Annotated in this window: 21 protein-coding genes; 9 read left to right on the forward strand and 12 right to left on the reverse strand. The window is 60.6% G+C overall.

Annotation, left to right across the window (positions count from 1 at the left end; all coding sequences use genetic code 11):
• The 3 genes from ACTJJ7_RS00065 to ACTJJ7_RS00075 form a co-directional block, all read left to right on the forward strand.
• On the forward strand, window positions 1-1,444 hold a 1,444-nt coding region (locus ACTJJ7_RS00065), incomplete at its 5' end, for an autotransporter domain-containing protein (RefSeq protein ID WP_440964677.1).
• Between the two features lie 111 nt (window positions 1,445-1,555).
• Window positions 1,556-2,293: a BPL-N domain-containing protein gene (locus ACTJJ7_RS00070; RefSeq protein ID WP_440964679.1), complete on the forward strand. Its 738-nt coding sequence runs from the start codon at window positions 1,556-1,558 to the stop codon at window positions 2,291-2,293.
• Window positions 2,294-2,461: 168 nt separating this feature from the next.
• Window positions 2,462-3,622: a diguanylate cyclase gene (locus ACTJJ7_RS00075; RefSeq protein WP_440964681.1), complete on the forward strand. Its 1,161-nt coding sequence runs from the start codon at window positions 2,462-2,464 to the stop codon at window positions 3,620-3,622.
• Window positions 3,623-3,634: 12 nt separating this feature from the next.
• Here ACTJJ7_RS00075 and ACTJJ7_RS00080 read toward each other — a convergent pair whose 3' ends face one another.
• Window positions 3,635-3,997 carry a hypothetical protein gene (locus ACTJJ7_RS00080; RefSeq protein ID WP_130269241.1) on the reverse strand — a complete coding sequence of 121 codons (363 nt, stop codon included), beginning with the start codon at window positions 3,995-3,997 and terminating at the stop codon, window positions 3,635-3,637.
• Between the two features lie 154 nt (window positions 3,998-4,151).
• Here ACTJJ7_RS00080 and ACTJJ7_RS00085 point away from each other — a divergent pair, with 154 nt between their 5' ends.
• On the forward strand, window positions 4,152-4,469 hold the full coding sequence (locus ACTJJ7_RS00085) for a DUF1801 domain-containing protein (RefSeq protein ID WP_440964682.1): 318 nt from the start codon (window positions 4,152-4,154) through the stop codon (window positions 4,467-4,469).
• A gap of 181 nt (window positions 4,470-4,650) precedes the next feature.
• Window positions 4,651-5,232 carry a hypothetical protein gene (locus ACTJJ7_RS00090; RefSeq protein ID WP_440964684.1) on the forward strand — a complete coding sequence of 194 codons (582 nt, stop codon included), beginning with the start codon at window positions 4,651-4,653 and terminating at the stop codon, window positions 5,230-5,232.
• Window positions 5,233-5,263: 31 nt separating this feature from the next.
• Here ACTJJ7_RS00090 and ACTJJ7_RS00095 read toward each other — a convergent pair whose 3' ends face one another.
• The 4 genes from ACTJJ7_RS00095 to ACTJJ7_RS00110 all read right to left on the reverse strand — a co-directional run bounded on the left by ACTJJ7_RS00095 (window position 5,264) and on the right by ACTJJ7_RS00110 (window position 8,903).
• Window positions 5,264-6,535, reverse strand: coding sequence for an alkyl sulfatase dimerization domain-containing protein (locus tag ACTJJ7_RS00095; protein WP_440964686.1), 1,272 nt, complete (start codon window positions 6,533-6,535; stop codon window positions 5,264-5,266).
• A gap of 122 nt (window positions 6,536-6,657) precedes the next feature.
• Window positions 6,658-7,404, reverse strand: a complete 747-nt coding sequence (locus ACTJJ7_RS00100) for an ABC transporter ATP-binding protein (RefSeq protein ID WP_105732954.1) — start codon at window positions 7,402-7,404, stop codon at window positions 6,658-6,660.
• Window positions 7,405-7,446: 42 nt separating this feature from the next.
• Window positions 7,447-8,253, reverse strand: a complete 807-nt coding sequence (locus ACTJJ7_RS00105) for an ABC transporter permease (protein WP_105732953.1) — start codon at window positions 8,251-8,253, stop codon at window positions 7,447-7,449.
• Between the two features lie 185 nt (window positions 8,254-8,438).
• Window positions 8,439-8,903 (reverse strand): GNAT family N-acetyltransferase, encoded by a 465-nt coding sequence (locus ACTJJ7_RS00110; RefSeq protein WP_105733154.1) that lies wholly within the window; start codon window positions 8,901-8,903, stop codon window positions 8,439-8,441.
• A 269-nt stretch (window positions 8,904-9,172) separates the two neighbouring features.
• Here ACTJJ7_RS00110 and ACTJJ7_RS00115 point away from each other — a divergent pair, with 269 nt between their 5' ends.
• Complete coding sequence (locus ACTJJ7_RS00115) at window positions 9,173-11,218, forward strand: oxidoreductase (RefSeq protein WP_440964689.1); 2,046 nt, start codon at window positions 9,173-9,175, stop codon at window positions 11,216-11,218.
• 233 nt (window positions 11,219-11,451) lie between these two features.
• On the opposite strand, the gene ACTJJ7_RS00120 is transcribed toward ACTJJ7_RS00115, so the two are convergent.
• The 7 genes from ACTJJ7_RS00120 to ACTJJ7_RS00150 all read right to left on the reverse strand — a co-directional run bounded on the left by ACTJJ7_RS00120 (window position 11,452) and on the right by ACTJJ7_RS00150 (window position 19,020).
• Window positions 11,452-12,453, reverse strand: coding sequence for an ABC transporter substrate-binding protein (locus ACTJJ7_RS00120; RefSeq protein ID WP_105732951.1), 1,002 nt, complete (start codon window positions 12,451-12,453; stop codon window positions 11,452-11,454).
• Window positions 12,454-12,640: 187 nt separating this feature from the next.
• Window positions 12,641-14,023 carry an FAD-binding oxidoreductase gene (locus ACTJJ7_RS00125; protein ID WP_440964691.1) on the reverse strand — a complete coding sequence of 461 codons (1,383 nt, stop codon included), beginning with the start codon at window positions 14,021-14,023 and terminating at the stop codon, window positions 12,641-12,643.
• Window positions 14,020-14,832: an ABC transporter permease gene (locus tag ACTJJ7_RS00130; protein ID WP_105732949.1), complete on the reverse strand. Its 813-nt coding sequence runs from the start codon at window positions 14,830-14,832 to the stop codon at window positions 14,020-14,022. The genes ACTJJ7_RS00125 and ACTJJ7_RS00130 overlap by 4 nt, the downstream gene beginning before the upstream one ends.
• A 3-nt stretch (window positions 14,833-14,835) precedes the next feature.
• Window positions 14,836-15,666, reverse strand: coding sequence for an ABC transporter permease (locus ACTJJ7_RS00135; protein WP_440964693.1), 831 nt, complete (start codon window positions 15,664-15,666; stop codon window positions 14,836-14,838).
• A 69-nt stretch (window positions 15,667-15,735) separates the two neighbouring features.
• Window positions 15,736-16,851 carry an ABC transporter substrate-binding protein gene (locus ACTJJ7_RS00140; protein WP_440964695.1) on the reverse strand — a complete coding sequence of 372 codons (1,116 nt, stop codon included), beginning with the start codon at window positions 16,849-16,851 and terminating at the stop codon, window positions 15,736-15,738.
• 45 nt (window positions 16,852-16,896) lie between these two features.
• Entirely contained in the window at window positions 16,897-18,003 is a 1,107-nt protein-coding gene (locus tag ACTJJ7_RS00145; protein WP_105732946.1) for an ABC transporter ATP-binding protein, read from the reverse strand.
• A gap of 126 nt (window positions 18,004-18,129) precedes the next feature.
• A complete protein-coding gene (locus tag ACTJJ7_RS00150) occupies window positions 18,130-19,020 on the reverse strand; it encodes a LysR substrate-binding domain-containing protein (RefSeq protein ID WP_105732945.1) in 891 nt (296 codons plus the stop codon).
• 107 nt (window positions 19,021-19,127) lie between these two features.
• Here ACTJJ7_RS00150 and ACTJJ7_RS00155 point away from each other — a divergent pair, with 107 nt between their 5' ends.
• From ACTJJ7_RS00155 to ACTJJ7_RS00165, 3 genes are all read left to right on the forward strand, one after another.
• Window positions 19,128-20,717 (forward strand): amidohydrolase, encoded by a 1,590-nt coding sequence (locus ACTJJ7_RS00155; protein WP_440964698.1) that lies wholly within the window; start codon window positions 19,128-19,130, stop codon window positions 20,715-20,717.
• Between the two features lie 15 nt (window positions 20,718-20,732).
• Window positions 20,733-21,668: a dimethylarginine dimethylaminohydrolase family protein gene (locus ACTJJ7_RS00160; RefSeq protein ID WP_440964700.1), complete on the forward strand. Its 936-nt coding sequence runs from the start codon at window positions 20,733-20,735 to the stop codon at window positions 21,666-21,668.
• Between the two features lie 278 nt (window positions 21,669-21,946).
• Window positions 21,947-23,371 (forward strand): aldehyde dehydrogenase family protein, encoded by a 1,425-nt coding sequence (locus ACTJJ7_RS00165; protein ID WP_440964702.1) that lies wholly within the window; start codon window positions 21,947-21,949, stop codon window positions 23,369-23,371.
• Window positions 23,372-23,383 lie beyond the last annotated feature (12 nt).

Here is a 23,383-nt window from a genome sequence, read left to right on the forward strand (position 1 = left end):
GATTACGCTGACGGTCAATCCGCTGCCGGTGGCCGCCGCCCATTCCGTCACCACACGGGCGGGAACACCGGTGACGGTAAACCTGACGGAAGGCGCCACCGGCGGCCCGTTTACCGCTGCGACAATGGTGTCGCTCAGTCCATCGGGGTCAGGCACCGCAAACATTCGCGACAGCGGCGATGGTGGCAACCGGGCTTTCCAGCTGGATTTTGCACCCGCCGCCACGTTCAGTGGTGTCGCGACGATCAGCTACACGCTTGGCAATGCTTTCACCACATCGGCTCCGGCCAATGTCACGATTACCGTGACAGCAAGAGCCGATCCATCAAGGGACGCGGAAGTCATCGGTATCGTCAATGCCCAGGCCGAAGGGGCGCGGCGGTTTGCCGATGCCCAGCTGTCGAATTATAGCGACCGGTTGCGCCAACTGCGCCGGGGCGGCGGCAATGAGTCCAGCCAGGGTATCAGCCTGAACACGCCTCGAAGCGACGAACAGGCAAAGGACCGGCGCGATCCGGCCGATGCAACGCCGCTCGGGTTCTTCACCGAGCCGAGACGAACCCGGCCAGCCGAGCCGTTCAACAAAGTGGTCGCGGAAAAGCCCGTTCCATCCCGCTTCGGCGTCTGGACAGCCGGTCAGGTCGACATTGGCGACACATCCGGCAAATCCGCCGGATCGGGCCGGGATTTTACAACTTCCGGTGTCAGTGCCGGGCTGGATTACCGTTTCAACGAACGGTTGACCGCCGGTATCGGTCTTGGTTACGGCAGGGACAGAACGGATATTGGCCGCAACGGCACGCGCAGCCAAGGTGAAAGCTGGAGCATCGGCACCTATGCGAGCTGGCGGCCGGTCAAGAATACCTATCTGGAAGCCGTGCTCGGCTATGGCGCTCTTTCCTTCGACAGCAGACGTTACCTGACCGACGGTGGCGGTTTTGCCTATGGTTCCCGCGATGGCCAGCAGGTGTTCGGCAGCGTGAAGGCCGGTTATGAAATAAGCCGGGACGCCCTCTACTTCACCCCCTATGCCGGGATCGATGCGTCCTGGACCAAGCTCGATGCCTTCAACGAAAGGGATGGCGGATCAAGCAGCCTGCGCTTCGGTAATCAGAGCGTGAATTCACTCGTTGCCATCGTGGGTTTCGAGACGGATTATACCTATCGTTTCACCGGCTACACATTCACGCCGAGCCTCAAGGCCGAATGGCGCTACGACATGGCGAATGCGAGCGACATTGACCTGAGTTACATTGATTGGTCCGGCGGCCCGTTATTCAGCCTCAAGGGGGATGGCAGCGTTCGCAACGCGGTTCGATTGGGCGTTGGTTTTGACGTGGTGCTCGACCAGGGGCTGAATCTCGGCTTTGCCTACAACACCACCCTTGGAGAAGGCGGCGCCATTCGTCATGGCTTCAATGCAAAGGCAGGGCTGCGATTCTGATTCTAGACGTCGTCATACCGTGCAGCTTCCGCTGGCTGGTTCCTTCTCAAAATTAAACCGCAATTCGATTTAGGGTAGAGCACACCGCATCACTCCAAAGGAATTGTTCTGATGTTCAGCGCCGCAAAATACGCACTTCTCGCATGTTTTCTCGTGTTGAATGCCTCCGCCAATGCATCGCCATCGGCCGTTGCGCTCGTATATCGCGGGCCTGCCGGTTGTGATGATTGTTCATCGGCGGCCGCCGATGCCCTGAGGAACAGCAGCTTCCACTTTGATGTTAAATTCATCGGCCCCAATGAACAGCTGAAGCTGGTGCCATCCAGCTTCATTGGAGCGTCCTTATATGTGCAACCCGGCGGCGGACAGGACATTGACGGGGCAAGGAGAAGCCTGGGCAAGGCGGGCATTCAGGCCGTCAGGGATTTCGTATCCAAAGGCGGCCGGTATTTTGGAATTTGCATGGGCGCGTATCTCGGTACGGATTTGGGCTTTGACATCGTCAAAGGAGAAACGGATTCGGAGGTCGGGCGGCCGGGGTTTTCCGTGTCCGATATCGGCGATCACGTGGTGCCGATCCAATGGGAAGGGGCGTCGTTGTGGACATATTTTCAGGATGGTCCGCATCTGCCCAAAAATCATGCGCATTCAGGTTTCCGGGAACTTGCCCATTATCAGAATGGCGATCTGGCGGCTGCTCGTTACGCATTTGGCAAAGGCAGCGCGACTTTGGTCGGGCCGCACCCCGAAGCGCCCCAGCAATGGTATGACAATTACGGTTTGCACAATCCTGATGGTGTGAATTCCAGGCTGATTCAGGGATTGCTGAACGCAGCCATGGCAGAATGAGGCGACGGGGAGCAGGCCCGTCATCATCCGCATGGACGCCGCTACCAATTCTAAAGCAATATCGGTTATCTCTAGGCGGAAAGAGGGTGGGAGCCCGGCCGGGCAAGCATTGACCGCCGCCATGTCCCGGATACCTCTCCTGCAAAGCGATCGAGGCGTTCCCGTTCCATGGATTCAAGGACCATATTCAGCACCGTCTCGCTGTTGATACTGGCCAACAGCGCCGTGCTGGCGGTCATCTACCGCGATGTTCCGAAGATGCTGCAACCGGCAGCCATGCGCTGGCTGGCCGGAACGCTGCTCATCGCGATTGGTTGTACCGTGTTCGCTTTCGGAACGCTTGTCCCCGCCCTGGTTTCCATCATGACCGCCAATTGCGCCTTTCTGCTCGGCCTGACGGCCTATCAGTGGTCGCTCAGGACATTCTATGGCGCGCCGGTGAATGCCTTGATCCTGGCGCCGGCGGCATGCGGAATCCTCGGGGTCTTGTGGTACTCGGCGGTTCATCCGGTCTTCGAGGCAAGACTCATCATTGTTTCGATTGTCTGGGTCTGGCTGATGATGTCCAGTGTCCGGACGCTGACGCAAAACGCCCACCGGGATGCTGCCCTCAGCCGGAAAATGCTGGCCTTCATTTTCTCCGTCGTCACGGCTTTTACGGTCTTGCGGGCGATCTATTACTTCCAGATGCAGCTGCCGCCGGATTTCAACGTGGCGGGCAATGCCAGTTCGCTCAATCCCATCACGCCGCTGTTCATGACCGTATTGCCCATCATCGGCACGACGACGTTCGTGCTGATGTGTACGGAACATATCCGGCGGCAATGGGAGTTTACCGCGTCGACCGATTACCTCACGGGCCTGCCCAACAGGCGGACGCTGACGGAAATCGGCAATGAGCGCTTTCTTGAGGCGTCGAAGCGCACGGACGGGCTGGCGCTTGCCGTCCTTGACATCGATGCATTCAAGGCGATCAACGATACCTATGGGCACGAGATCGGCGACAAGGCGCTGATACACGTGGCCTCCAGGCTGCAAAGCGGCGTCGGTAAATCGGACCTGGTTTCCCGTTCCGGCGGCGAAGAATTCGTCGTGCTTTTCGGCGGACTGAGCGAACTGGAGGCGAAAGCAGCAGCGGAACGCATCCGCCGGTTGGTTGAATCCGATCCGTTCACCGTCAACACCATGACCATTCCCGTCACGGTTTCCATCGGCGCTGCCGTCAACCGGTCCAAGGATGCGAGCTTTGCCGACGTGCTGCGGCGCGCCGATGAAGCCCTTTACATCGCTAAATCCAATGGCAAAAACCGGGTCGAGCTTGCGGTGTGACCGCTGATCAGGTCAAAAACTCGGGCCGCTGTTGGTCGTCCACTCCTCGTCGGGCACGCCGTTGGTAAAACCGCGCTGCGCAGCCACGAATGTGATATCGGACTCCAGGACAAAGGGCGTCGTTTCATAATACGCCGTCGCAATACAATCCTTCTCGGCGCGCGTCAGTGCGCGGCTTGTAATGACGTCGACATTGTATTCGTTCTCGTCGGTGGGGGCCAATTTTACTTTGTAATGACAGTCACGCGGAATATGTATCCTGATTACTTCGATACCAAAAGGCCACCTGACTTTCACGGATTCGTTCCGATCAAAGTATTGACCGGTTCCTGTTTCACCCGTTGATGGTGGCAATGATGACTTGTGCTTTGTCATTTGTTTGGCCTCCAGAATACAAACAGTATCCAACAACTGCTACGCCAGGAAATCAAGGTGACAACGATGTCCCTACTTGCGCCGTTCTCGTTACCGTCTGACGGCCATTCCGGCACGGCGCGCGGTGTGCTAGGGTCAGGCCTATATCGCCGCCATGCCCGGCTGGAAAAGGCAGATCGGACGGCGCATCGATGCCATTGTCACGCGGGTCTGCCCGGATGTGCAGAAAGCGGTCAAATGGAACACGCCGCTTTACGGCAAGGAAGATGGCCGGTTCTTCGCCATGTATTGCTACAGGAACTACGTGCAGTTGACCTTCCTGCGCGGGACGTCACTGACGCCTGTTCCGCCCGTCAGCTCCAAGATGGAAGGGACGCGCTATGTCCATATCCGCGAGAACGATGTGCTGGATGAAGCCCTCATCGCCGATTGGATCGCGCAGGCCAGCAGGCTGCCGGGTGTCAAATTGTAAGCCGGGGAAGCAAGTCGAAGGAACAGTGGTCGGGCAAGCGCCGTTTATTACTTTGAAAATTATCAAAACCTTAATCAATATCTATAGAATTAAAGAAAACTGCGCCGCCACGTGACAATATCCATCGACTCATCCACCATGACTGCGTGCAAGCCAAGTCTGCGCAAACCGGGGATTACACATGACATCGATTTCTTCCGCAACGAATGTCGCTTCGCTCATTCTTCAGCAGTCGGCTGATCTGTTGTCTTCGCAGGAAAGCAGACGGAGCAGGGCGGACAATCTCGTGGCCATTGCCAACGGTGTTGCGGGGGACGAAGCCTCCAGCGCCAATCCTCTGACAGGCCAGGCGCGTTCAAAGGTCTTTGAATCGATGTTCGGTGCGAACAGCCGTCCAAGCATCAATCAGATCAAGATCGAGCTGTTCGAGCGCACCGGAGAGGCGTTGAATGTCGATGAGTCCAAATATGCAACCAAGACGGACTACTTCAAGGCCGTCAAGATCGCGTTTCTGGCGCTGAAACTGCATCAGGGCGGTGAAAAGATTATCGACGGGCTCGAGGAAGGTCTCGGCCTGAAGGATCTCGGTCTTTCCCTGGAAACCGTCATCAATGCAATGGGTAATCCGGATGGCGAGGACGATCGCAAGGTAACCGAAGCCCTCGAAAAAAAGTTCGGTGCGGAGAATAACGCCTATTCCGGCAAAAGGGCCGGACCGGTCCACATCAACGATGCGGGGATTTACGGAATATCCCTGCCTTGAACGCAGCCCGGCCATTTGCCGCCTGAGCCTGCTATTGCAGGTGTTCTTCGGACTCGCGCTGTGAATAGGCCAGGATCGCCTTGCCGATCAAGGACGTCTCCGCGTCGATGCAGTCGGCATAGATGGCTGCCCGGACACGGTGAACCGCCTTGTCCTGCGGGGCGGCGGCCACGGCAAATTCGATCAGGTGTGCGGCCACGCGCATCTGGCCCGCGGCCCGCAGCGCTTCGGCTTGTTTCGCCAGGTTTCCCACACCGCCCGCAAGGTGTGCGATTTCCCGGCCGAGGTCCTGGTCAGCCGCCGGCTTGAGGTGCGCGGGGTTTCCGTCAAACCATCCGGCATAGAGGTGCCAGACGCTGCGCACGACAAAGGCGGGATCATCATATTTCGGCAGGAGATAGGGTTTGCCGAGAAGCTCCGAAGGCGCGCGGACACTGTGCAGGATTGAATTCAGTGTCTCTCCCCTGTTCATTCGCTCAAGTGTCTGATTGACAAGGCTCTCCAGGGCGCTGGCCGCGTCATCCAGCATCTCAGCCACGCGGGCGGCGCCTGAAACGACCGGTCCATGGCCGGGAACCAGGATGTTGGGCTCAAGCGCATGCATTTTCCGAAGCGTCGCCGCCCAATCCTGCGGATATCGCTGGACTTTGCGCGGATTGCCGGCGTTCGGGAACACCCAAATGACAAAATCACCGCTGACCAGGATTTTCTTCTGCGGCAGCCAGACAAAGGTCGCATCATCCGTTTCGCCGCGCCCGTGTGTCAGTTCGATGCGCAGGCCGCCGACATCGAGGCAAAGCTGATCGTCATAGACTTCATCCGGACGCCGGTGCTCGCCGGGGAAGACATAGCCGGCTTTGTTGAACTGACGTCCCATGATGAGACTGTTCAGATCCTGTGACTGATCATAACGCGCGAAGCGCTGCAATATGTTGCGGTGTGCAACGATGCGCGGGCGGGCAACGCCGTTGACGTCCGCTTCCTCATCCAGAAGGCGGGCTCCCCATGTGTGGTCGATATGACCATGGGTGTAGATGACCGTGTGGATGGGGCTGCTATCCCAGCGGCGGATCACGCCGAGCGTTTCCCGTGCAGTTTCCCTGCCGCCAGTATCGACGAGCACCAGCCCGGCGCCGGTGCGGATTGCCGTGACATTGCCAACCACGTAATGCGTCGAGACAACGATCATATCGTCGTGGACCGCGTGCGCTGAACCGCCGGCAACGGCCGCGCTCCATTCTTCCATGGCCGCTTCGCCGTGCCATAATCTTTCGAAAAGACGGTTCATGTCGGCCTTATGCATGGAATGGTCCCTTCATTGTGATGGTCCCGCATACAACAGGGGTCCTGACAGCATAGTGTCAGGAGGCGCTATCCTTCCGCCGCATGGCAAGCGCGCCCTACTGGCCGCGGCCGCGACGTGCGCTATTGGTGGCCGAAATAGGCATTGGCGACGGTTTCGGCATCTCCATCCATCTTGACCTTGCCATGTTCGAGCCAGACGATACGGCTGCAATTGGCCAGGAGCAACTGTCTGGAGTGGCTGGCGATGATCAGGATCCTGGTCTTGTTGACGAGGTCGTGCAGGCGCTCATTGGCCTTGTTCTGAAAGCTTTCATCGCCCGCCGCCAGCCATTCGTCCATGATCAGGATTTCCGGCTGGATGACGGTCGAGATCGAAAAGGCCAGGCGCAGCTGCATGCCGGTCGAATAGGTCCTGACCGGCATGTCGAGAAAATTGCCGAGCTCGGAGAATGCCTCGATCTCCGCCTGCTTGGCCGCCATCTCGCGCTTGGAAAAGCCGAGGAGAGCACCGCGGATGCGGATGTTTTCGCGGCCCGTGGCTTCCGGGTCGATGCCCAGCGAGATGTTGATCAGCGAGGTGCATTTGCCGTTGATGGCGATGCGCCCGCCCGAGGGATAATACACGCCGCTCATCACCCGCAGGAGCGTGGTCTTTCCCGAGCCATTGTGCCCGATCAGGCCGAGCCGCTCGCCCTCGTTCAGGGTGAGGCTGATGGCCTCCAGCCCGCGGATGACCACATGGCCTTCGGCGTTCGAGCCGATGGTGCCGCCGGTGGCCAGACTCATGACCTGGTTCTTGAGCGACCGGCTTTTCGCGTTGTAGATCGGAAAATCCACGGTGACATTGTCGAGAATCATTGAAGTCATGTTGGCCTTCGCAGGAAAAGGGGTGGGGCGTGCCGAAAGGGCCTAGAGCCAATAGGTGATGCGCGAGCGGTAGCGGTTGAGGAAAAGCAGGGCGATGCCCCATCCGATGACAGCCATGCCGGCAACCACGCCCCAGTTGAGCGGGGTGCCCATCTGTCCGAGCAGCGGCTCGCGGATCACGCTGACAAGGTGGTAGAAGGGGTTGAGATCCAGCATCAGCATGGATTTGTCCGCCGGCAGCTGGTGCGGCTGCCACATGATGGGTGTCACATACATGCCGACCTGCATGACGTTCTGGATGATCTGCGTCAGATCGCGATAGCGCGTACACACCACTGCCAGCACCACCATCATCCACAGAAGGTTGAGCGAGACGAGAAAGAAGGCCGGGAAGACCAGCAGCGCCGTCCATCCCATGAACTTGCCGAACAGCAGGAGCACGATGGGGAAAATGATGATGTTGTGGAACAGGATGATCGAGTTGCGCCACCAGGTGCGCAGGACATAGGTGAAGAACGGCAGCGGCAATTGCAGCATCGTCTCGGTGTTGGAGATGAAGCTGAGGCAGCCCTCGTTGATCAGCTGCGAAAAATAGCCCCACAGGATGAGGCCGACGCAGATAAAGGGGAGGAACTCGGACATGGGCGAGCGGAAAATGGTGCCGAATATCAGGCCCATGGCGCCGATGAGCACGCCCATGTTGATGGTCAGCCAGAAGGCGCCCACGCTGGAGCGCCGGTAGCGCTGCGCCACGTCCTGCCAGCCGAGCAGCGCCGCCAGATGAAAATTGCCCACGGCAGCCGTGATGTCTTCCCAGGCGGTGATTTTCCGCGAATTCGCTATGGTCATGTCGACGCGCGTCTTTCTCTCAAATGCGGCTTTGCTATGCCGGCAAGGCCCTGCCGGACCTGCCTATACACCCGTTGCCGGAACAATTCCAAGCCGCATCGCATTTCATCAACACCGTAGAAGCGCAATAGCACGCCGATGGCTCGATCAAAACCGGCTCCGGACAGGAGATTTGCGGTGATCGCCTAATGCAGCGGTTTGACCAAAAAGAGGCATGGATGGCCTTCCGCCCACAATGTGGGGAAGATTTCCGCCTTGAGAAAACCGTTGCGCCCGTAGAAGGCGCGCGTGCTGTCGAGATGCGGTTCATGCCGGCCGCGCGGCGCCAGCGTCTTGACCGTCAGCAGGGAACAGCCGGACCGCCGCGCATGGGCTTCGGCGGCTTTCAGGAGGGAATGGCCGATTCCCCGGCCATGAAATTCCCGGCGTGTGGCGATCACAAAAATTTCCGCCGCCGCCGGCGGATGGTATTTGAGCGCAATGAAACCCGTGCGGGTTCCGCTGTCCGTATGGGCAAGGACGGGCAGGCCCGTTACCAGACCGGCGCAGGCAGCAATGCCGTCCGGCTCCTCGAACCATTCCGGCAGGCCGCTCATGATATCGGCGCACAGGGCGCTCTTGTCGTCCGGGCAGGTGATTTCACTGATCATCGGGATTATCTCTCCGCTGTTGGTTGCATCCATGTGAAACGGGTATGAAAAATTTTCATCCAGGATGTAGACGCGGCGCGGCGGAGCGGATTTAGGGAATTTCTTTGCGATCAAGCCGTTGTGAATGCCGGTGCATTTTGCGTTGCAACCACAAGGTGGACAAGCCGCGGCACGCATCTGACGAATCCGCACCACTTTAAGTCGCGTGGGAGAAACCCACCGGGAAAAACCCGTTGTACGATCGCGCAAAACAACGGGAACCCAGACCATTGTCCTTACATGCCGATCCGCTTCTGCAACCCTATCAGCTGAAACATCTGCGCCTGAAAAACCGTCTGATGTCGACCAGCCACGAGCCCGCCTATTCGGAAGATGGAATGCCGAAGACCCGCTACCGGCTCTATCATGCGGAGAAGGCCAAGGGCGGCATCGCCCTGACGATGACGGCGGGGTCGGCTGTTGTCTCGCGTGAGTCGCCGCCGGCCTTCGGCAATCTGCATGCCTATAAGGACGAGATCGTGCCCTGGCTGCGCGAGCTGGCCGATGACTGTCATGAACACGGCGCTGCCGTGATGATCCAGCTGACGCATCTTGGCCGCCGCACCAGCTGGAACAAGGCGGACTGGCTGCCCGTGGTTTCCGCCTCGCCGGTGCGCGAGCCTGCTCACCGGGCTTTTCCGAAAGAGGCCGAAGACTGGGATCTCGAACGGATCATTGCCGATTATGCGTCAGCGGCGCAGCGCATGCAGGCGGCTGGGCTCGACGGCATCGAGTTCGAAGCCTACGGCCATCTCATGGACGGGTTTTGGTCGCCCGCCACCAACCGGCGCGAGGATGAATATAGCGGTTCGCTCGACAACCGCCTGCGCTTCACCTGGGCGGTGATCGACGCGGTGCGCCGCTCCGTCGGTCCCGATTTCATCGTCGGCATCCGTATGGTCGCCGACGAGGACTGGGACCAGGGCCTGTCGCGGCAGGAGGGCGTGGAGATTGCCCGGCGCATCGCGGCATCGGGCAAGTTCGATTTTCTCAACATCATTCGCGGTCACATCGATACGGATGCGGCGCTCAACGAGGTCATTCCAGTGCAGGGCATGCGCTCGTCACCGCATCTGGATTTTGCCGGGGACATCCGGCAGGAAACAAAGTTTCCGGTCTTTCACGCCGCGCGCATCGCCGATGTGGCCACGGCCCGCCATGCCGTCGCCGAGGGCAAGCTCGACATGGTCGGCATGACCCGCGCCCATATCGCCGATCCGCATATCGTGCGGAAAATCGCGGCGGGCGAGGAACATCGCATCCGCCCCTGCGTCGGCGCAACCTATTGCCTCGACCGCATCTATGAGGGCGGCGAGGCGCTGTGCATCCACAATGCGGCGACCGGCCGCGAAGGCACCATGCCGCACATCATCGCCAAAGCGGCAAAGGGCCGGACTGTCGTTGTTGTCGGGGCGGGGCCAGCCGGGCTGGAAGCGGCGCGTGTTGCGGCCGAAGGCGGCCATAGCGTTACCGTGCTGGAAGCATCGGACCACGCGGGCGGGCAGGTGCGCCTTGCCGCGCAGAACCCGCGGCGCAAGGAGATGATCGGCATTGTCGACTGGCGGCTGGAGGAGCTGCAGCGGCTGGGTGTTTCCCTGCGCTACAATGTCTGGGCGGAATCAGGCGATGTGCTTGGGCTTTCCCCCGACGTGGTGGTGATCGCCACCGGCGGGCTGCCGCAAAATCCGCCCCTGGCGGCGGGCGGCGAGCTGGTCACCTCAAGCTGGGATATCCTGGCGGGCGCGGTGAAGCCGGGCGAAACGGTGCTGCTCTATGACGACAATGGCGGCCATCAGGGTATGAGCGCGGCGGAAATGATCGCACGCGCCGGCGCAAGGCTTGAACTCGTCAGCCCGGAGCGGTTCTTCGCGCCTGAAATGGGCGGCATGAACCATGTGCCCTATATGCGCGCGTTCCACGAGCACGGCGTGCGGGTGACCATCAACACGCGGCTGATCAGCGTCGCCCGCAACGGCAACCAGCTTGTCGCGACACTGGGCTCGGATTTCGATCCGGATTATCGCGAGGAACGGCTGGTGGATCAGGTGGTTGTCGAGCACGGTACCTTGCCGATCGACGATCTCTACCGGGAATTAAAGCCGCTGTCGCGCAATGGCGGTGCGGTGGATTACGGCAATCTGGTCAATGGTGGCGCCATTTTCCCGCAGCGCCATGCCGAAGGACAGTTCGATCTGTTGCGGATCGGCGATGCGGTGCACGCCCGCAACATCCATGCCGCCATCTATGACGGGCTGCGTTACGCCATCCGGTTTTAATGATTGTCATGTGAAGTCGCCGCCGGGCGGGATTGGGTATCTCTCCCCTTGAGGGAGAGAAGGGATTTTCTTGGATTTAGCCCCTTTGCTAAATCCTTAGAAAATCCAAGAGAGGGGAACTCGTGTTCTTCCAAAATCCCCTCTCTTGCGATTTCTAGCACTTAGCCAAGAGGCTAAGATGCTGAAATCGCTTTCTCCCCCACAAGGGGGGAGATAAATGACGTCAGCTAGTGTTACTTCAGCGAAGCCTTGACCTTGGCGGCCACGTCGGCGCTGACCCATTTGGTCCAGATGTCCTCGTGGTTCTTGAGGAAGTATTTTGCGCCGTCTTCGCCGGTTGCCTGATTGTCGGTCATCCAGGCGAGCAGCTCATTGACAGTTTTGTTCGACCAGGACCGCGCCTTCAGATAGTCCATGACCGGGCCGGACTTTTCGCTGAACTTTTTGGTGACGACCGTGTCCACTTCGGCCAGTTCCCAGGCATTCTTCTTCGGGTCGGCGCAATCGGCGACGGTGTTGCAGCGCTTCCATTCCGCCGCGTCGAAAGGCACGCCGTGATCAAGCCTGACCATCTGGTACTTGCCGAGGAGGGCGGTGGGTTCCCAGTAATAGCCGACCCAGCCCTGCTTGCGTTCATAGGCCTTGGCCAATGACCCGTCGAGGCCTGCGGCCGATCCGGTGTCAACCAGCGTAAAACCCTTCTTCTCCGCATCATAGGCCTTGAAGAACTGGGTGGTGGCCAGCGTGCCGCCCCAGCCGGGAGGGCCGTTGAAGACAGCGCCCTTGGAGGCATCTTCCGGTGCCGGGAACAGTTCGGGATGTTTCAGCGCATCGTCGATGGTCTTGATGTCGGGATGGGCGTCGGCGAGGTATTTCGGGATCCACCAGCCCTGCACGCCGCCATCCGACAGGGATTTCCCGGTATAGACGAGCTTGCCGTCGGCAACAGCCTTGTCGAGAATATCGCGCATGAAATCGACCCAGCCTTCGGGAGCGATGTCCGGCTGGCCCTTTTCGGTCATCGATGTCAGGGTCGGAATGGTGTCGCCCTGCACGATATCGGCATTGCAGCCATAACCCTTGTTGAGAATGATCTTGTCGAGATTGGCGAGAACCTCGGCCGATTGCCAGTTCATGCTGGCGATGGTCACGTCGCCGCACTCGGCCGCCGACGCCGCACCGGCGGCACCCATCAGCGCGAAGGCCATGACGCTGCTCATCAATAATGTCTTCATGTGAGAACCCCTTTTGTTGGTTTTATGGTGGTGGAGATGGTCATCCGCAGATGCACCGGACGCAGGAACTGCACCCGGCCTGCACAAAGCCGATGGAAAAAAGGCTGGACCATGGCTGAAACGATAACCTTGCACGGGGTGCCCGAGAAGCCCGAACGCGCCACATGCTTTGTTCTCCGCGACATGGTCAGCCAACAACCTTGCCGGGGTTCATGATGCCGTTCGGATCGATCGTTTGCTTGATCGTCCGCATCAGGGCAAGTTTTACCGGATCGGCCAGCGCCTGCAGTTCCGGCATCTTTTCCAGGCCGATGCCATGCTCGGCGGAGAAGGAGCCGCCCATCTGCCTGATATTGGCATAGACGATGTCCTTCACCGCATCCTTGTGCGGATTCTCGTCTTCGCCTGCCACGCAGATATGCAGATTGCCGTCGCCGAGATGGCCGAAGGCAAAACCTCTGACATCGGCGCCGAGCGCCGCGACGCCGCTGTCGAACTGCCTGAGATAGGCATCCAGATGCTGCAGCGGCACCGAAATGTCGAACCAGTAGCCATGCGGATAGGCGCGCGTGATGACATTGCTGTCTTCGCGGATGTTCCAGATGTCGTTCCGTTCCTTGCCGCTCTGGGCAATGATGGCATCGAGCACCAGTCCCGTTTCGATGGCAGCGCCAAGCGCCTCTTCCAGCGCCGATTGCGCGGCTTGCTGGGTAAGGCCTTCGGTTTCGACAATGAGATAGACAGGCGCTGCGGTGAATGCGGCGAGCGACGCGGGACCGAGGGCTTCGACGGCAAGGCTAAAATAGGTCTGTGCCATGAATTCCGTGCGCAGCAGACGCAGCGCGCGGTTCTGCCGGAGTGTCTGGAACAGCGACACCGCCGCGGCGGCAGACGGGCAGGCGACGAGCGCGGTGGCGGTAAACCGGTCGACCGCCGTCAGCGCGATGACGGCCCGGGTGACAATGCCGAGCGTGCCTTCCGCGCCGATGAAAAGCTGCTTCAGGTCATATCCCTCATTGCTTTTGGTCACCTCGGCAAGATCGCTCATGACGGAGCCGTCGGGCAGGACCACGTCGAGCCCCAGCACGCGCTGGCGCATGACGCCGAGCCGGAACGCCTCCATGCCGCCCGCATTGGTGGAAATCATGCCGCCGATGGTGGCACTGCCGCGCGAGGGGATATCGATGCCGGTGGTAAGCCCGGCCTTGGCGGCTTCCTCCTGCAGCGCCTGCAGGGTGACGCCGCATTCGACGATGGCAGTTCCCGCCGCCGCTTGCACGGATTCAATCCGGTTGAGCGCGGCCAGCGACAGGATGATTTCATCCTTGTGCGAGACGGCGCCCCCGGCAAGGCCGGTGCGCCCGCCATGCGGGACAATGGCGATCCGGTTGCCGCTGCAGAATTTGACGATGGCGCTGACCTGTTCGACAGTCTGCGGGATGACCATCAGCCCCGCGTCGAGATTGTGCGGATCGGAGCCCGGATGAATGGCCCGCAAGGCATCGCCGGTCTTGATTCCCGCCGGGCCGGTGATGGCTGCAAGCGCCGCTACAATGTCATCTGCAATCATTTTGTCTCCGATGTCCCGCGCCGTTCGATAAAAATCCTCAGGGCGAGGATGACTGCGGTGACGATGATCAGAAGCACGGAAATGGCGGCGATGGCAGGATCAATATTGTCGCGCAGGCCCATCCACATCAGGCGTGGCAGCGTGATGGCGTTGACGCTGGTGATGAACAGGGTGACGCCGATCTCCTCCCATGACAGCACGAAGGACAGAAGCGCCGCCGTGGCGATGCCGAACTTGATGTTGGGAATGATGATGCGGAAGGCGCGGGTGGTGAGATCAGCACCGAGGCCGCGGGCGGCGAGATCGATGCGCCGGTCCACCTGAAACAGCGCCACGAGGATAAGCACCACGGCAAATGGTGTGATCATCACCGCATGGGCCAGCGCCACGCCGATCCACGTGTCGTAGCCGATAAAGCTGTTGAAGGCGGAAAGCGTGGTCATGAGGAAATACAGCGTCATGGCCGACACGACAGGCGGGACGATCAGCGGCAGCAGCACGAAGCCGATGAGCAGCGCGGAAAAGCGTGGCTGGAACATCCAGATGCCGAGGCCGAACAGCGTGGCCAGCACCGTTGCGATGGCGCTGGAAAGAAGGCCGATGCGCAGGCTGAGCAGCACGCTTTGCCCCCATGCGGGATTGTCGATGAGCGCCTGATAATGCCGCAGCGACAGCGTGCCCGCCGGCATCGACAGAAACCGCTGCGGCGTGAAGGAGACGGGCACGACGGCCAGAAGCGGCATCAGCAGGAACAGCGCGACAGCGGTGGCAATGATCAGGAGGACGGGACCGGGACGGGATGATTGCATGGGTCAGCCCACCAGATGCGCGGGTTTGATGAAGCGCCGCATCAGCGCGAGCAGGATGCCGATGAACAGCACCAGCACCACGCTGATCGCCGCACCGAGCCCCCAGTCGGGGCTCTGGAAGATCCGCAGATACACCAGCTCTGCCACCATGACGCTGCGGCCGCCGCCGAGAATGGCCGGGGTGACGAAGAAGCCGAGGGCGAAGACGAAGACGATCAGCGCCGCGCCGATCAGGCCGCCATAGGTCAGCGGCACGAACACGCTCCAGAAGATGCGGCTGCGCGAGGCGCCCATGCCGCGCGCCGCCAGAAGCACGCGCTCGTCAATGGCGCGCATGGCCGAGGCAATGGGAAAGACGGCGAAGGGAATGAGGAAATGCGTCATGCCGATGATGACGCCGAACTCGTTGCGGGCAAGGGCCAGCGGTTCGCTGATGATGCCAGCCGCCTGCAGCCAGGTGTTGATCAGACCGCGATTGGAGAGAAGCGCCAGCCAGCCGAAGGCACGGGTCAGCACGGAAATCCAGAAGGGCACGAGAATGCAGAATTCCGCCAGCATGCGCTGCGCCGGTGTTCCGCGCACCCAGACATAGGCAATGGCATAGGCCATGACAAGCACGGCAGCGGTGACGATGAGACAGATGCGGAGCGTGCGGATGAACACGGACTGCACGAGCGGATCGGTGAGCACGGCGTGATATTGTCCAAGCCCCGGTTCAGGCAGGGTGACACTCCATCTGATGACACCCAGAAACGGCACCACATAGGCAAGCCCGAGAAACAGCAGCAGCGGCGCAAGCAGCAGGATTGTTCGTGATGTCGCCGATTTTCCCATTCAAATTTCCCGTTGCACGTCAGAATGCGGCTGGTGATCTCCCCCGCAAGGGGGGAGATGAACCTGTGCTCAAGCAGAGATGACTTTCGTGTATTCGTCGAAAGCTGAGGCATAGTGTTCCGCATACCATTCCATGTTCAGCGGAATCTGCTTGGCCATATTGGCCGGATCGACGCAGTTGACGCGCTTCTTGTCGGCGGGAATGAGCGCATCGGTGGCCGGATTGGCAGGGCCCTGACCCAGCAGCTCGAACATCTGCAGCTGGCGTTCCGGCGTCTGCGCGCTGGCGATGAACTTCATCGCACTGTCCTTGCCGCCAGGATTGTTTTTCATCACGGCGAGGGCACCGGGTGAAATCAGGCCCTGATCCCAGACGAATTTGATGTTGCCGCCGGAATCCTGTTCGAGCAGTTGCGCACGGGTCGACCAGATCAGCGCCATCGAGGCTTCGCCGTCCATGAGCACGGACTGGCTTTCCGCACCGCCGCCCCAATAGGCAACGACGTTTTCCTTGAAAGCGGCGATCTTGTCATGGGCGCGCTTCAGGTCGAGCGGATAAAGCTTTTCCGGGGCCACGCCATCGGCCATCAGCGCCGCTTCCCACATGGCCGAACCCCATTTGTAGAGCGAGCGCTTGCCGGGGAATTTTTTCACGTCGAAAAAGTCAGCCATGCCGGTTGGCACCTGATCGCCGAATTTCGAGGAGTCGTAGGCGATGATGTAGGAGAAGAAATAGGTCGATGCCGCATGGTCCCAGCCGAAGCCGGGGCGCATCTTGCTCCTGTCGACAATGGCATAGTCGATGGGTTCGAGCATACCCTGTTTGCCCAAGGTAATGCCGGAGAAGGGATCGATGTCCATGAGGTCCCAGCTGGGCTTGCCGCTCTTGAACTGGGCGGTGATGGCGCCTTCCGTCGGCCCGGAACCGTCCATCTTGACGGCAATGCCGCTCTCCTTGGCGAAGGGCTGGCCATAGGCCTTGTCATAGGCGGTCATGGCATCGCCGCCCCAGTTGACCAGCACCAGGTCTTTCGCCTGAGCCATTGCCCGGTTCGAGCGCATGAAGGCAGGCGCACCCGCCAGCAGCATCGCGGCCATCTGGGTGAACCGGCGGCGGCTGATCTCGCCGCGTTCCACCTTTTCAGCCAGTATTTCAAGGCAGTCTTTTTGAAATGCGTGATCCATTGTGTTCCCCTGGGATTGTTATTGTCACATTCCGTATGCATGGTTCTAGGTCTGGTGCGGCAGCAAAAATCCCTGTTCTACGGGCCAGGACACCCAGACATCGGCGCGGTGCGCAAAAGGCGGCGTTGCCACCGTCGGCATCGACACGGCAATGGACGCGCCAGTGCGGGTCTTCAGGTGATAGCGGGTGACTGCGCCGAGATAGGTCGCATCCTCGACCCGGCAGGCAATGGCGTTGTGCCCGGCATTCTGTGGCGCTGCCGCGATGGTCATATGCTCAGGGCGCACGGCGGCAACGGCTTTCGGCCCTATCTGTGGATTTGTCCGGGCCAGCACGATGGTTCTGTCCTCGAATTGTCCGGCGGCGCTGTCGCCGTCGAGCCGCAGGGCGTCGAGCGGCAAAAGGTTGATCTCGCCAAGAAACTCCGCAACGAAGCGGTTTTCCGGCCGCTCATAGACATCCTGCGGGCGTCCGACCTGCAAAAGCTCGCCATGGTTGAAAATGGCCACGCGCGAGGACAAAGCGAGCGCCTCCGACTGGTCATGCGTGACGAAGACGAAGGTCGTGCCGGTTTCCTGATGCAGCCGTTTGACTTCCTCCTGCATCATTTCGCGCAGATTCTTGTCGAGGGCCGAGAACGGCTCGTCCAGCAGCAGCACCGAGGGTTCGAAGGCCAGTGCCCGGGCGAGCGCCACGCGCTGCTGCTGGCCGCCGGAGAGTTTTGCCGGCAGTTTTTTCTCGTGCCCGATGAGGCCGACCCGCTCCACCATCTCGCCGACGCGGCGCTTGATGTCGGCGGCGGAGCGACCGCGTACCTTGAGCGGGAAGGCAATATTCTGTTCAACCGTCAGGTGCGGGAACAGGGCGTAGCCCTGGAACACCATGCCGTAGGAGCGGTCTTCGGCCGGCACGTCGGTAATATCCCGGCCGTCCATCATCAGGCGGCCTTCGCTCGGCGCGGTGAAGCCGGCAAGGATCATCAGGAAGGTGGTCTTGCCCGACCCGGACGGACCGAGAAGGGTGAGAAACTCGCCGCGTCCGATGTCGAGCGACAAATCCTTCAGCGCACGGAATGCACCGAATGTCTTGCCAATGGAAACAGCCTTGATCTCGGCGGCTTTCGCGTCGCCCAGTTGCATGCGTTGAGGCATTGATTGACCTCTTTCCCCTGCTTTTCGGGAAAGCCTAGGCACAATCTCCGGTGACGACAATTGAAATATATTGCCGCGATACGTGAATGAAATTCACGCCAGCATGAGCAGATGTTATTCCTGGCTTCATGCGTTGCGCGTTTGCGACAGGCGCGATTTCAACCATTCCGTGAACGCCAGCTGGGCCGGATGCTCGATCTTGGCGAAATCCGTGACGAGAAAATACGACTTTGGCGACTTGATGCCGAGGTCGAACGGACGGATGAGTTGACCTGCCTTCATGGCTTTGCGGCAGGTGAGTTCATCGCCCATGGCAACGCCCTGCGCCGTGATGGCGGCGGAATAGACAAGGTTCATGTCGGAAAAGATGATGCCGCGCTCCGAATCCGGGTTCTCGACATTGGCCAGCGCCATCCAGCGGGTCCAGTCCTCGAAATCGCCCAGATGCAGCAGCGGCGCGCGCAACAGGTCTCTTGGCTCGGCAATACCGCCGATCTTGTTGAGCAGCACCGGGCTGCACAGCGGCGTGAATTCCACCTCGCACAGCAGTTCCACCGCGCGGTTCGGCCAGTTGCCGTCGCCGAAGGCTATAAAAATATCGACAGTGGAATCAGTGACGTCGTCGAGCTTGCGCGGCGTGACGATGCGCAGCGCGACATCGGGATATTTCTCCTGAAACTCGGCGATATGGGTGCACAGCCACAGCGACGCAAAACCCGCCGTCGAACTCACGCACAGCGATCCGCCGACACCCGCCGGGCTCTGCCTGCCGCCCGCATCGTCGATGACAATCAGCGCCTTGCGCACGTCATTGGCATATTTGCGGCCGCGCGGCGTGAGCGCCACGCCCTTGCCGTCGCGCTGCAACAGTTCAAAGCCAAGATCGCGCTCGAGGAGGCGCAGCTGATGGCTGACGGCACTGCGGGTCAGATGCAGCTCTTCCGCCGCACGCCAGACGCTGCCGTGCCTTGCAAAACTTTCAAGTGATCGCAGGGCCTGCGTGGACGGAATGCGCATGGATAGGTTTCCGGCTGATGAGGTGAATGGAATTTGCACGTTTTGAAAAAACATATCACTTTTTGTCCCGCCTTCCAGATGATTATCTCGCCGCAACGGGGAGATGCATGGTGATCACGGCAGCAGGAAGCACAGCGCTGGATTTTGTCGACGCGCATCAGGCCGACCTGTCGGCGTGGACGCGCACCATTTTCGGCTTCGGCGAAACCGCCTGGCGCGAATATCAATCGGCGGACTGGTATGTGGCGCTGCTGCGCCGCGAAGGTTTCGACGTCGAGGTTGGATCCGGCGGCATGCCCACGGCATTCTGTGCGCACTGGACCAACAGGGCGGGAATGACAGGCAAATCCCCTGTCATCGGCATGTATGCGGAATATGATGCGGTCCCCGGCAACTGCCAGGACGCGGCCACGGTCAAACGGCCAAGACCCGGCCTGAACGAGCATGCGGGTGGCCACACGGACCCGCATTCCGGGCTCGGCATTTCCAGTCTCGGCGGGCTGCTGGCAACAAAAGCCGCCATGCAGAAGCACGGCATTGCAGGCACGCTGCGCTTCACCGGCGAACCCGCCGAAAAGGTGCGGGGCTCGAAACCCATCCATGCCGCCAGGGGCTATTATGACGGGCTGGACGGGATGATCTCGTTCCATCCGTTCTACATGCTGCCGCTGTGCAACACGGTACGCTGGGAGACCCACTGCGGCGCCGCCTATTCCATGATCTACCGCTTTGTCTGCGACCAGCCGGAGGGTTGGGGGCTCAGCGACGGCGCGCCGATCCCGCAATCCCATTCGGCGGTGCGTGCACCCGGCGCCAACGATGCGCTGATGATGATGTACATGGCCTCGAAGGCGCTGCGCGATTCCATGCTGCCGCATCAGGGCGGCTGGTCGATCAGCGAGGCGATCCTGACGGCGGGGCAGGCGACCGCCGACAATCTTCCCGCCGGGCTTGCCGAAATCCAGTACATGATGCGCGTGCCTGACATTGCCATGGCCGAGCGTGTCACCGCCGTGCTCGACCGCAATGCGGAGCACGCTGCCGCCATGACCGGCTGCCGGGTGGAGCGGCACTGGGTGTGCAAGTCGCGGCCCGGTCTTGCCAACCATGCCATGGCCGAAGTGACATGGGATGCCCTGCAGACCGTCGGCGCGCCGCGCTGGAACGAGGCGGCAAAGGCGGTTGCGCGGGAGATTCAGGTGAATGCCGGAATCGATCCGATGCAGAACCCGTTTCTCGATGAATGCGAGGCATTGATCGCGCCCCAGGAAGCCGAAACGATCCTGCGGCGCGACCTGCCACCGTCGCAGATCAATTCCACCTCCGACGATTATACCGACATGACATGGCATGCACCCACCGTACGGTTCTACGTGGCGCGGCCCGCCCTGAAGGCGCCGAAAGGGTTTGCCTATCCCGGCTGGGTGATGAATGCGCTCGGCGGTATTTCCGCGACGATCGATCCGATGGTGCTGACCGCCGCCAAGACGGTGGCGCTGACCGCGCTGCGCCTGCTTGAGGATGGCGAGGCGAGGGACAAGGCAAAGGACGAATTCATCCAACGCACCGGCGGCGGCATTGGCGGCTCAAACTGGATCGCACCCCTGTGCGACTACGAGCCGCCGATTCATTTCCGCTGGCCGGAATATGTGACCACTGCACGCGGGCGGGACTGGTGGATACCCACGCGCCCCTGACGAGGAGACGAACCAATGACACGCCATGAACAGGGTTTTGACAGCGACGCTTTCACGCTCAAACGCCGCAATCCGAACGGCGGTACACAACCGCTGAAAGGCTGGGGCTTTCGCAACGAAACCGACCCGCTGACCGATGTCCTTTTGGGCTCGCCCGCCTTCCTGCGCCACATGGCGACAAGCTCGCTGTCGCGCAAGCATCTGCGCGAGGCGCCGTGCAATATTCAGACCGCGCAGGCCCAGCACAAGGAACTGGTTGCCGCCTATGAGCATTTCGGCGTGAAAATCCACTGGCACGAGCCGGAACCGGAACTGCCGATGCAGGTCTATTCCCGCGATTCCAGCGTGATGACGCCCTATGGCGCCATCATCACCGCCATGGCCAACTGGTGGCGGCGCGGCGAAAACTATGCCGCGATCCGCACCTATGAAAAGCTTGGCATTCCGATCTACGACATGGTGACCGCAGGCACCTTCGAGGGTGGTGATTTCAACGTGATCGAGGAGGGCTGCGTCCTTATCGGCTGCGGCGGTGCCCGCACGCAGGAAGAGGGCGCCCGGCAGGTGGAGGAATGGTTCCGGCGGGAAGGCTGGGAGACGCGCCTTGCCTTCATCGACGAGTACTACGTGCATATCGACCTGATGGTGGTGCCGGTCGCGCCGAAACTGACCGCCGTGTGCCTTGCCTGCACGGAGCCTGATATTGTCGACTGGCTGAAAGCCAAGGGCCACGAGATCATCGACGTGCCGTTTGAGGACACGATGAATCTCGGCTGCAATTTCATGGCGCTGGGCAAGGACCGGATCATCGCGCCGTCGTCGAGCAGGACGCTGATCGACAAGCTGCGCGCGCGCGGATTCGAGGTGGCAGCGGTGGATATGAGCGAGATTTCCAAAACCGGCGGCGGCATTCACTGCATGGCGCAGGCGCTGGTGCGCTCGGCGGGGTGAGAGTGGTTTTACCCCCCTCTGTCCTGCCGGACATCTCCCCCACAAGGGGGGAGATCACATTGACATCGATCATCCCGCTTAGCTTTCACCCTTGAAGATTGGCTGAAACAATTGTGAAAGCTGATCTCCCCCCTTGTGGGGGAGATGGGCGGCAGCCCAGAGGGGGGTGATAGCGATAGTCGGTCACCACATAAACTTTCCGTCGTTTTTCCTTCTAGCAACCGGGCGAAAAGCCCCATACCATTTGCGGGACGAACAGCATTCACGAGGAGGCGACGATGCTCATCAAGCGGGATTTCTACATCAATGGCGCGTGGGTGCCGCCTCTCAAGGCCAATGATCTCGAAGTGATCAACCCGGCGACGGAAAAACCGGTCGCGGTCATTTCCATGGGCACGGCAGCCGATATCGACCGCGCCGTGGCTGCGGCGAAAACCGCCTTTCAGACCTATAGCCGCACATCGGTGGAGGAGCGGCTGGCGCTTCTGGAAAAACTGCTCGCCATCTACAAGCGCCGCTATGACGAGATGGCAAAAACCATCACGCTGGAACTCGGCGCGCCGATCACCATGAGCACCCAGCAGCAGGCGGATGTCGGCGTCGGCCACCTCCAGGGCTTTATCGATGCGTTGAAAGCCCTGCACATGCGCGAGGAACTGCCGAACGGCGATCTTTTGGTGCGCGAGCCCATCGGCGTGTGCGGGCTGATCACGCCGTGGAACTGGCCGATCAACCAGATCGCGCTGAAGGTCGTCCCGGTTCTCGCCACCGGCAGCACCTGCGTGCTGAAGCCGAGCGAGTTCACGCCGCTCAATGCACTGCTCTATGCTGAAATGGTGGATGAGGCAGGCTTTCCGGCTGGTGTCTTCAATCTCGTCAATGGCGACGGCGCGACCGTCGGCGCCGCCTTGTCCAAGCACAAAGACGTCGACATGATGTCGTTCACCGGTTCCACCCGCGCCGGCATCGCCGTCAGCAAGGATGCGGCGGAAACGGTCAAGCGCGTCACGCTGGAACTGGGCGGCAAGTCACCCAACATCGTGTTCGAGGATGCCGATCTGGAGGATCGCGTCGCGGGCAGCGTGCTCGAATGCTTCAACAATAGCGGCCAGTCCTGCGATGCGCCGACGCGCATGCTGGTGCAGCGCTCGGTCTATGACAAGGCGGTGAAAATCGCCGAAGCCACGGGCAAACAGGCACAGGTCGGCGATCCGCAGGAGGAGGGCGATCATATCGGTCCGCTCGTCAGCCATATCCAGTATGGCCGGGTGCAGAACCTGATCGAAGCGGGCATTTCCGAAGGCGCGCGCGTGCTGGTCGGCGGTGCGGGCAAGCCGGAGGGATTTGAAACCGGCTATTTCGTCCGTCCCACCATCTTTGCCGATGTGCGCAACGATATGCGCATTGCGCGGGAAGAAGTGTTCGGGCCGGTGCTCTCGCTCATTCCGTTCGATACGGAGGAAGAAGCCATCGCCATCGCCAATGACACGCCCTACGGCCTTGCCGCCTATGTGCAGACGGGGGACGCCAAGCGTGCCGAGCGCGTGGCGTCAAGGCTGAAGGCCGGCATGGTGCACATCAATGGCGGACCGCATCGCTATGGCAGCCCGTTCGGCGGCTACAAGCAGTCGGGCAATGGCCGCGAGGGCGGCAAATTCGGGCTGGAAGACTTTCTCGAGGTCAAGACGATCCACCGGCCGTAACGGGTAGAAATG

The organism is Phyllobacterium sp. 22229, assembly GCF_052056495.1.
GTDB classification, from domain to species: Bacteria; Pseudomonadota; Alphaproteobacteria; order Rhizobiales; family Rhizobiaceae; genus Phyllobacterium; species Phyllobacterium myrsinacearum.

Excerpts from the sequence above, each read along its gene's own strand:
- ACTJJ7_RS00070 (WP_440964679.1), top strand. The coding sequence starts at position 1,556 with ATGTTCAGCGCCGCAAAATACGCACTTCTCGCATGTTTTCTCGTGTTG.
- ACTJJ7_RS00075 (WP_440964681.1), top strand. The coding sequence starts at position 2,462 with ATGGATTCAAGGACCATATTCAGCACCGTCTCGCTGTTGATACTGGCC.
- ACTJJ7_RS00080 (WP_130269241.1), bottom strand. The coding sequence starts at position 3,997 with ATGACAAAGCACAAGTCATCATTGCCACCATCAACGGGTGAAACAGGA.
- ACTJJ7_RS00085 (WP_440964682.1), top strand. The coding sequence starts at position 4,152 with ATGCCCGGCTGGAAAAGGCAGATCGGACGGCGCATCGATGCCATTGTC.
- ACTJJ7_RS00090 (WP_440964684.1), top strand. The coding sequence starts at position 4,651 with ATGACATCGATTTCTTCCGCAACGAATGTCGCTTCGCTCATTCTTCAG.
- ACTJJ7_RS00095 (WP_440964686.1), bottom strand. The coding sequence starts at position 6,535 with ATGCATAAGGCCGACATGAACCGTCTTTTCGAAAGATTATGGCACGGC.
- ACTJJ7_RS00100 (WP_105732954.1), bottom strand. The coding sequence starts at position 7,404 with ATGACTTCAATGATTCTCGACAATGTCACCGTGGATTTTCCGATCTAC.
- ACTJJ7_RS00105 (WP_105732953.1), bottom strand. The coding sequence starts at position 8,253 with ATGACCATAGCGAATTCGCGGAAAATCACCGCCTGGGAAGACATCACG.
- ACTJJ7_RS00110 (WP_105733154.1), bottom strand. The coding sequence starts at position 8,903 with ATGATCAGTGAAATCACCTGCCCGGACGACAAGAGCGCCCTGTGCGCC.
- ACTJJ7_RS00120 (WP_105732951.1), bottom strand. The coding sequence starts at position 12,453 with ATGAAGACATTATTGATGAGCAGCGTCATGGCCTTCGCGCTGATGGGT.
- ACTJJ7_RS00125 (WP_440964691.1), bottom strand. The coding sequence starts at position 14,023 with ATGATTGCAGATGACATTGTAGCGGCGCTTGCAGCCATCACCGGCCCG.
- ACTJJ7_RS00130 (WP_105732949.1), bottom strand. The coding sequence starts at position 14,832 with ATGCAATCATCCCGTCCCGGTCCCGTCCTCCTGATCATTGCCACCGCT.
- ACTJJ7_RS00135 (WP_440964693.1), bottom strand. The coding sequence starts at position 15,666 with ATGGGAAAATCGGCGACATCACGAACAATCCTGCTGCTTGCGCCGCTG.
- ACTJJ7_RS00140 (WP_440964695.1), bottom strand. The coding sequence starts at position 16,851 with ATGGATCACGCATTTCAAAAAGACTGCCTTGAAATACTGGCTGAAAAG.
- ACTJJ7_RS00145 (WP_105732946.1), bottom strand. The coding sequence starts at position 18,003 with ATGCCTCAACGCATGCAACTGGGCGACGCGAAAGCCGCCGAGATCAAG.
- ACTJJ7_RS00150 (WP_105732945.1), bottom strand. The coding sequence starts at position 19,020 with ATGCGCATTCCGTCCACGCAGGCCCTGCGATCACTTGAAAGTTTTGCA.
- ACTJJ7_RS00155 (WP_440964698.1), top strand. The coding sequence starts at position 19,128 with ATGGTGATCACGGCAGCAGGAAGCACAGCGCTGGATTTTGTCGACGCG.
- ACTJJ7_RS00160 (WP_440964700.1), top strand. The coding sequence starts at position 20,733 with ATGACACGCCATGAACAGGGTTTTGACAGCGACGCTTTCACGCTCAAA.
- ACTJJ7_RS00165 (WP_440964702.1), top strand. The coding sequence starts at position 21,947 with ATGCTCATCAAGCGGGATTTCTACATCAATGGCGCGTGGGTGCCGCCT.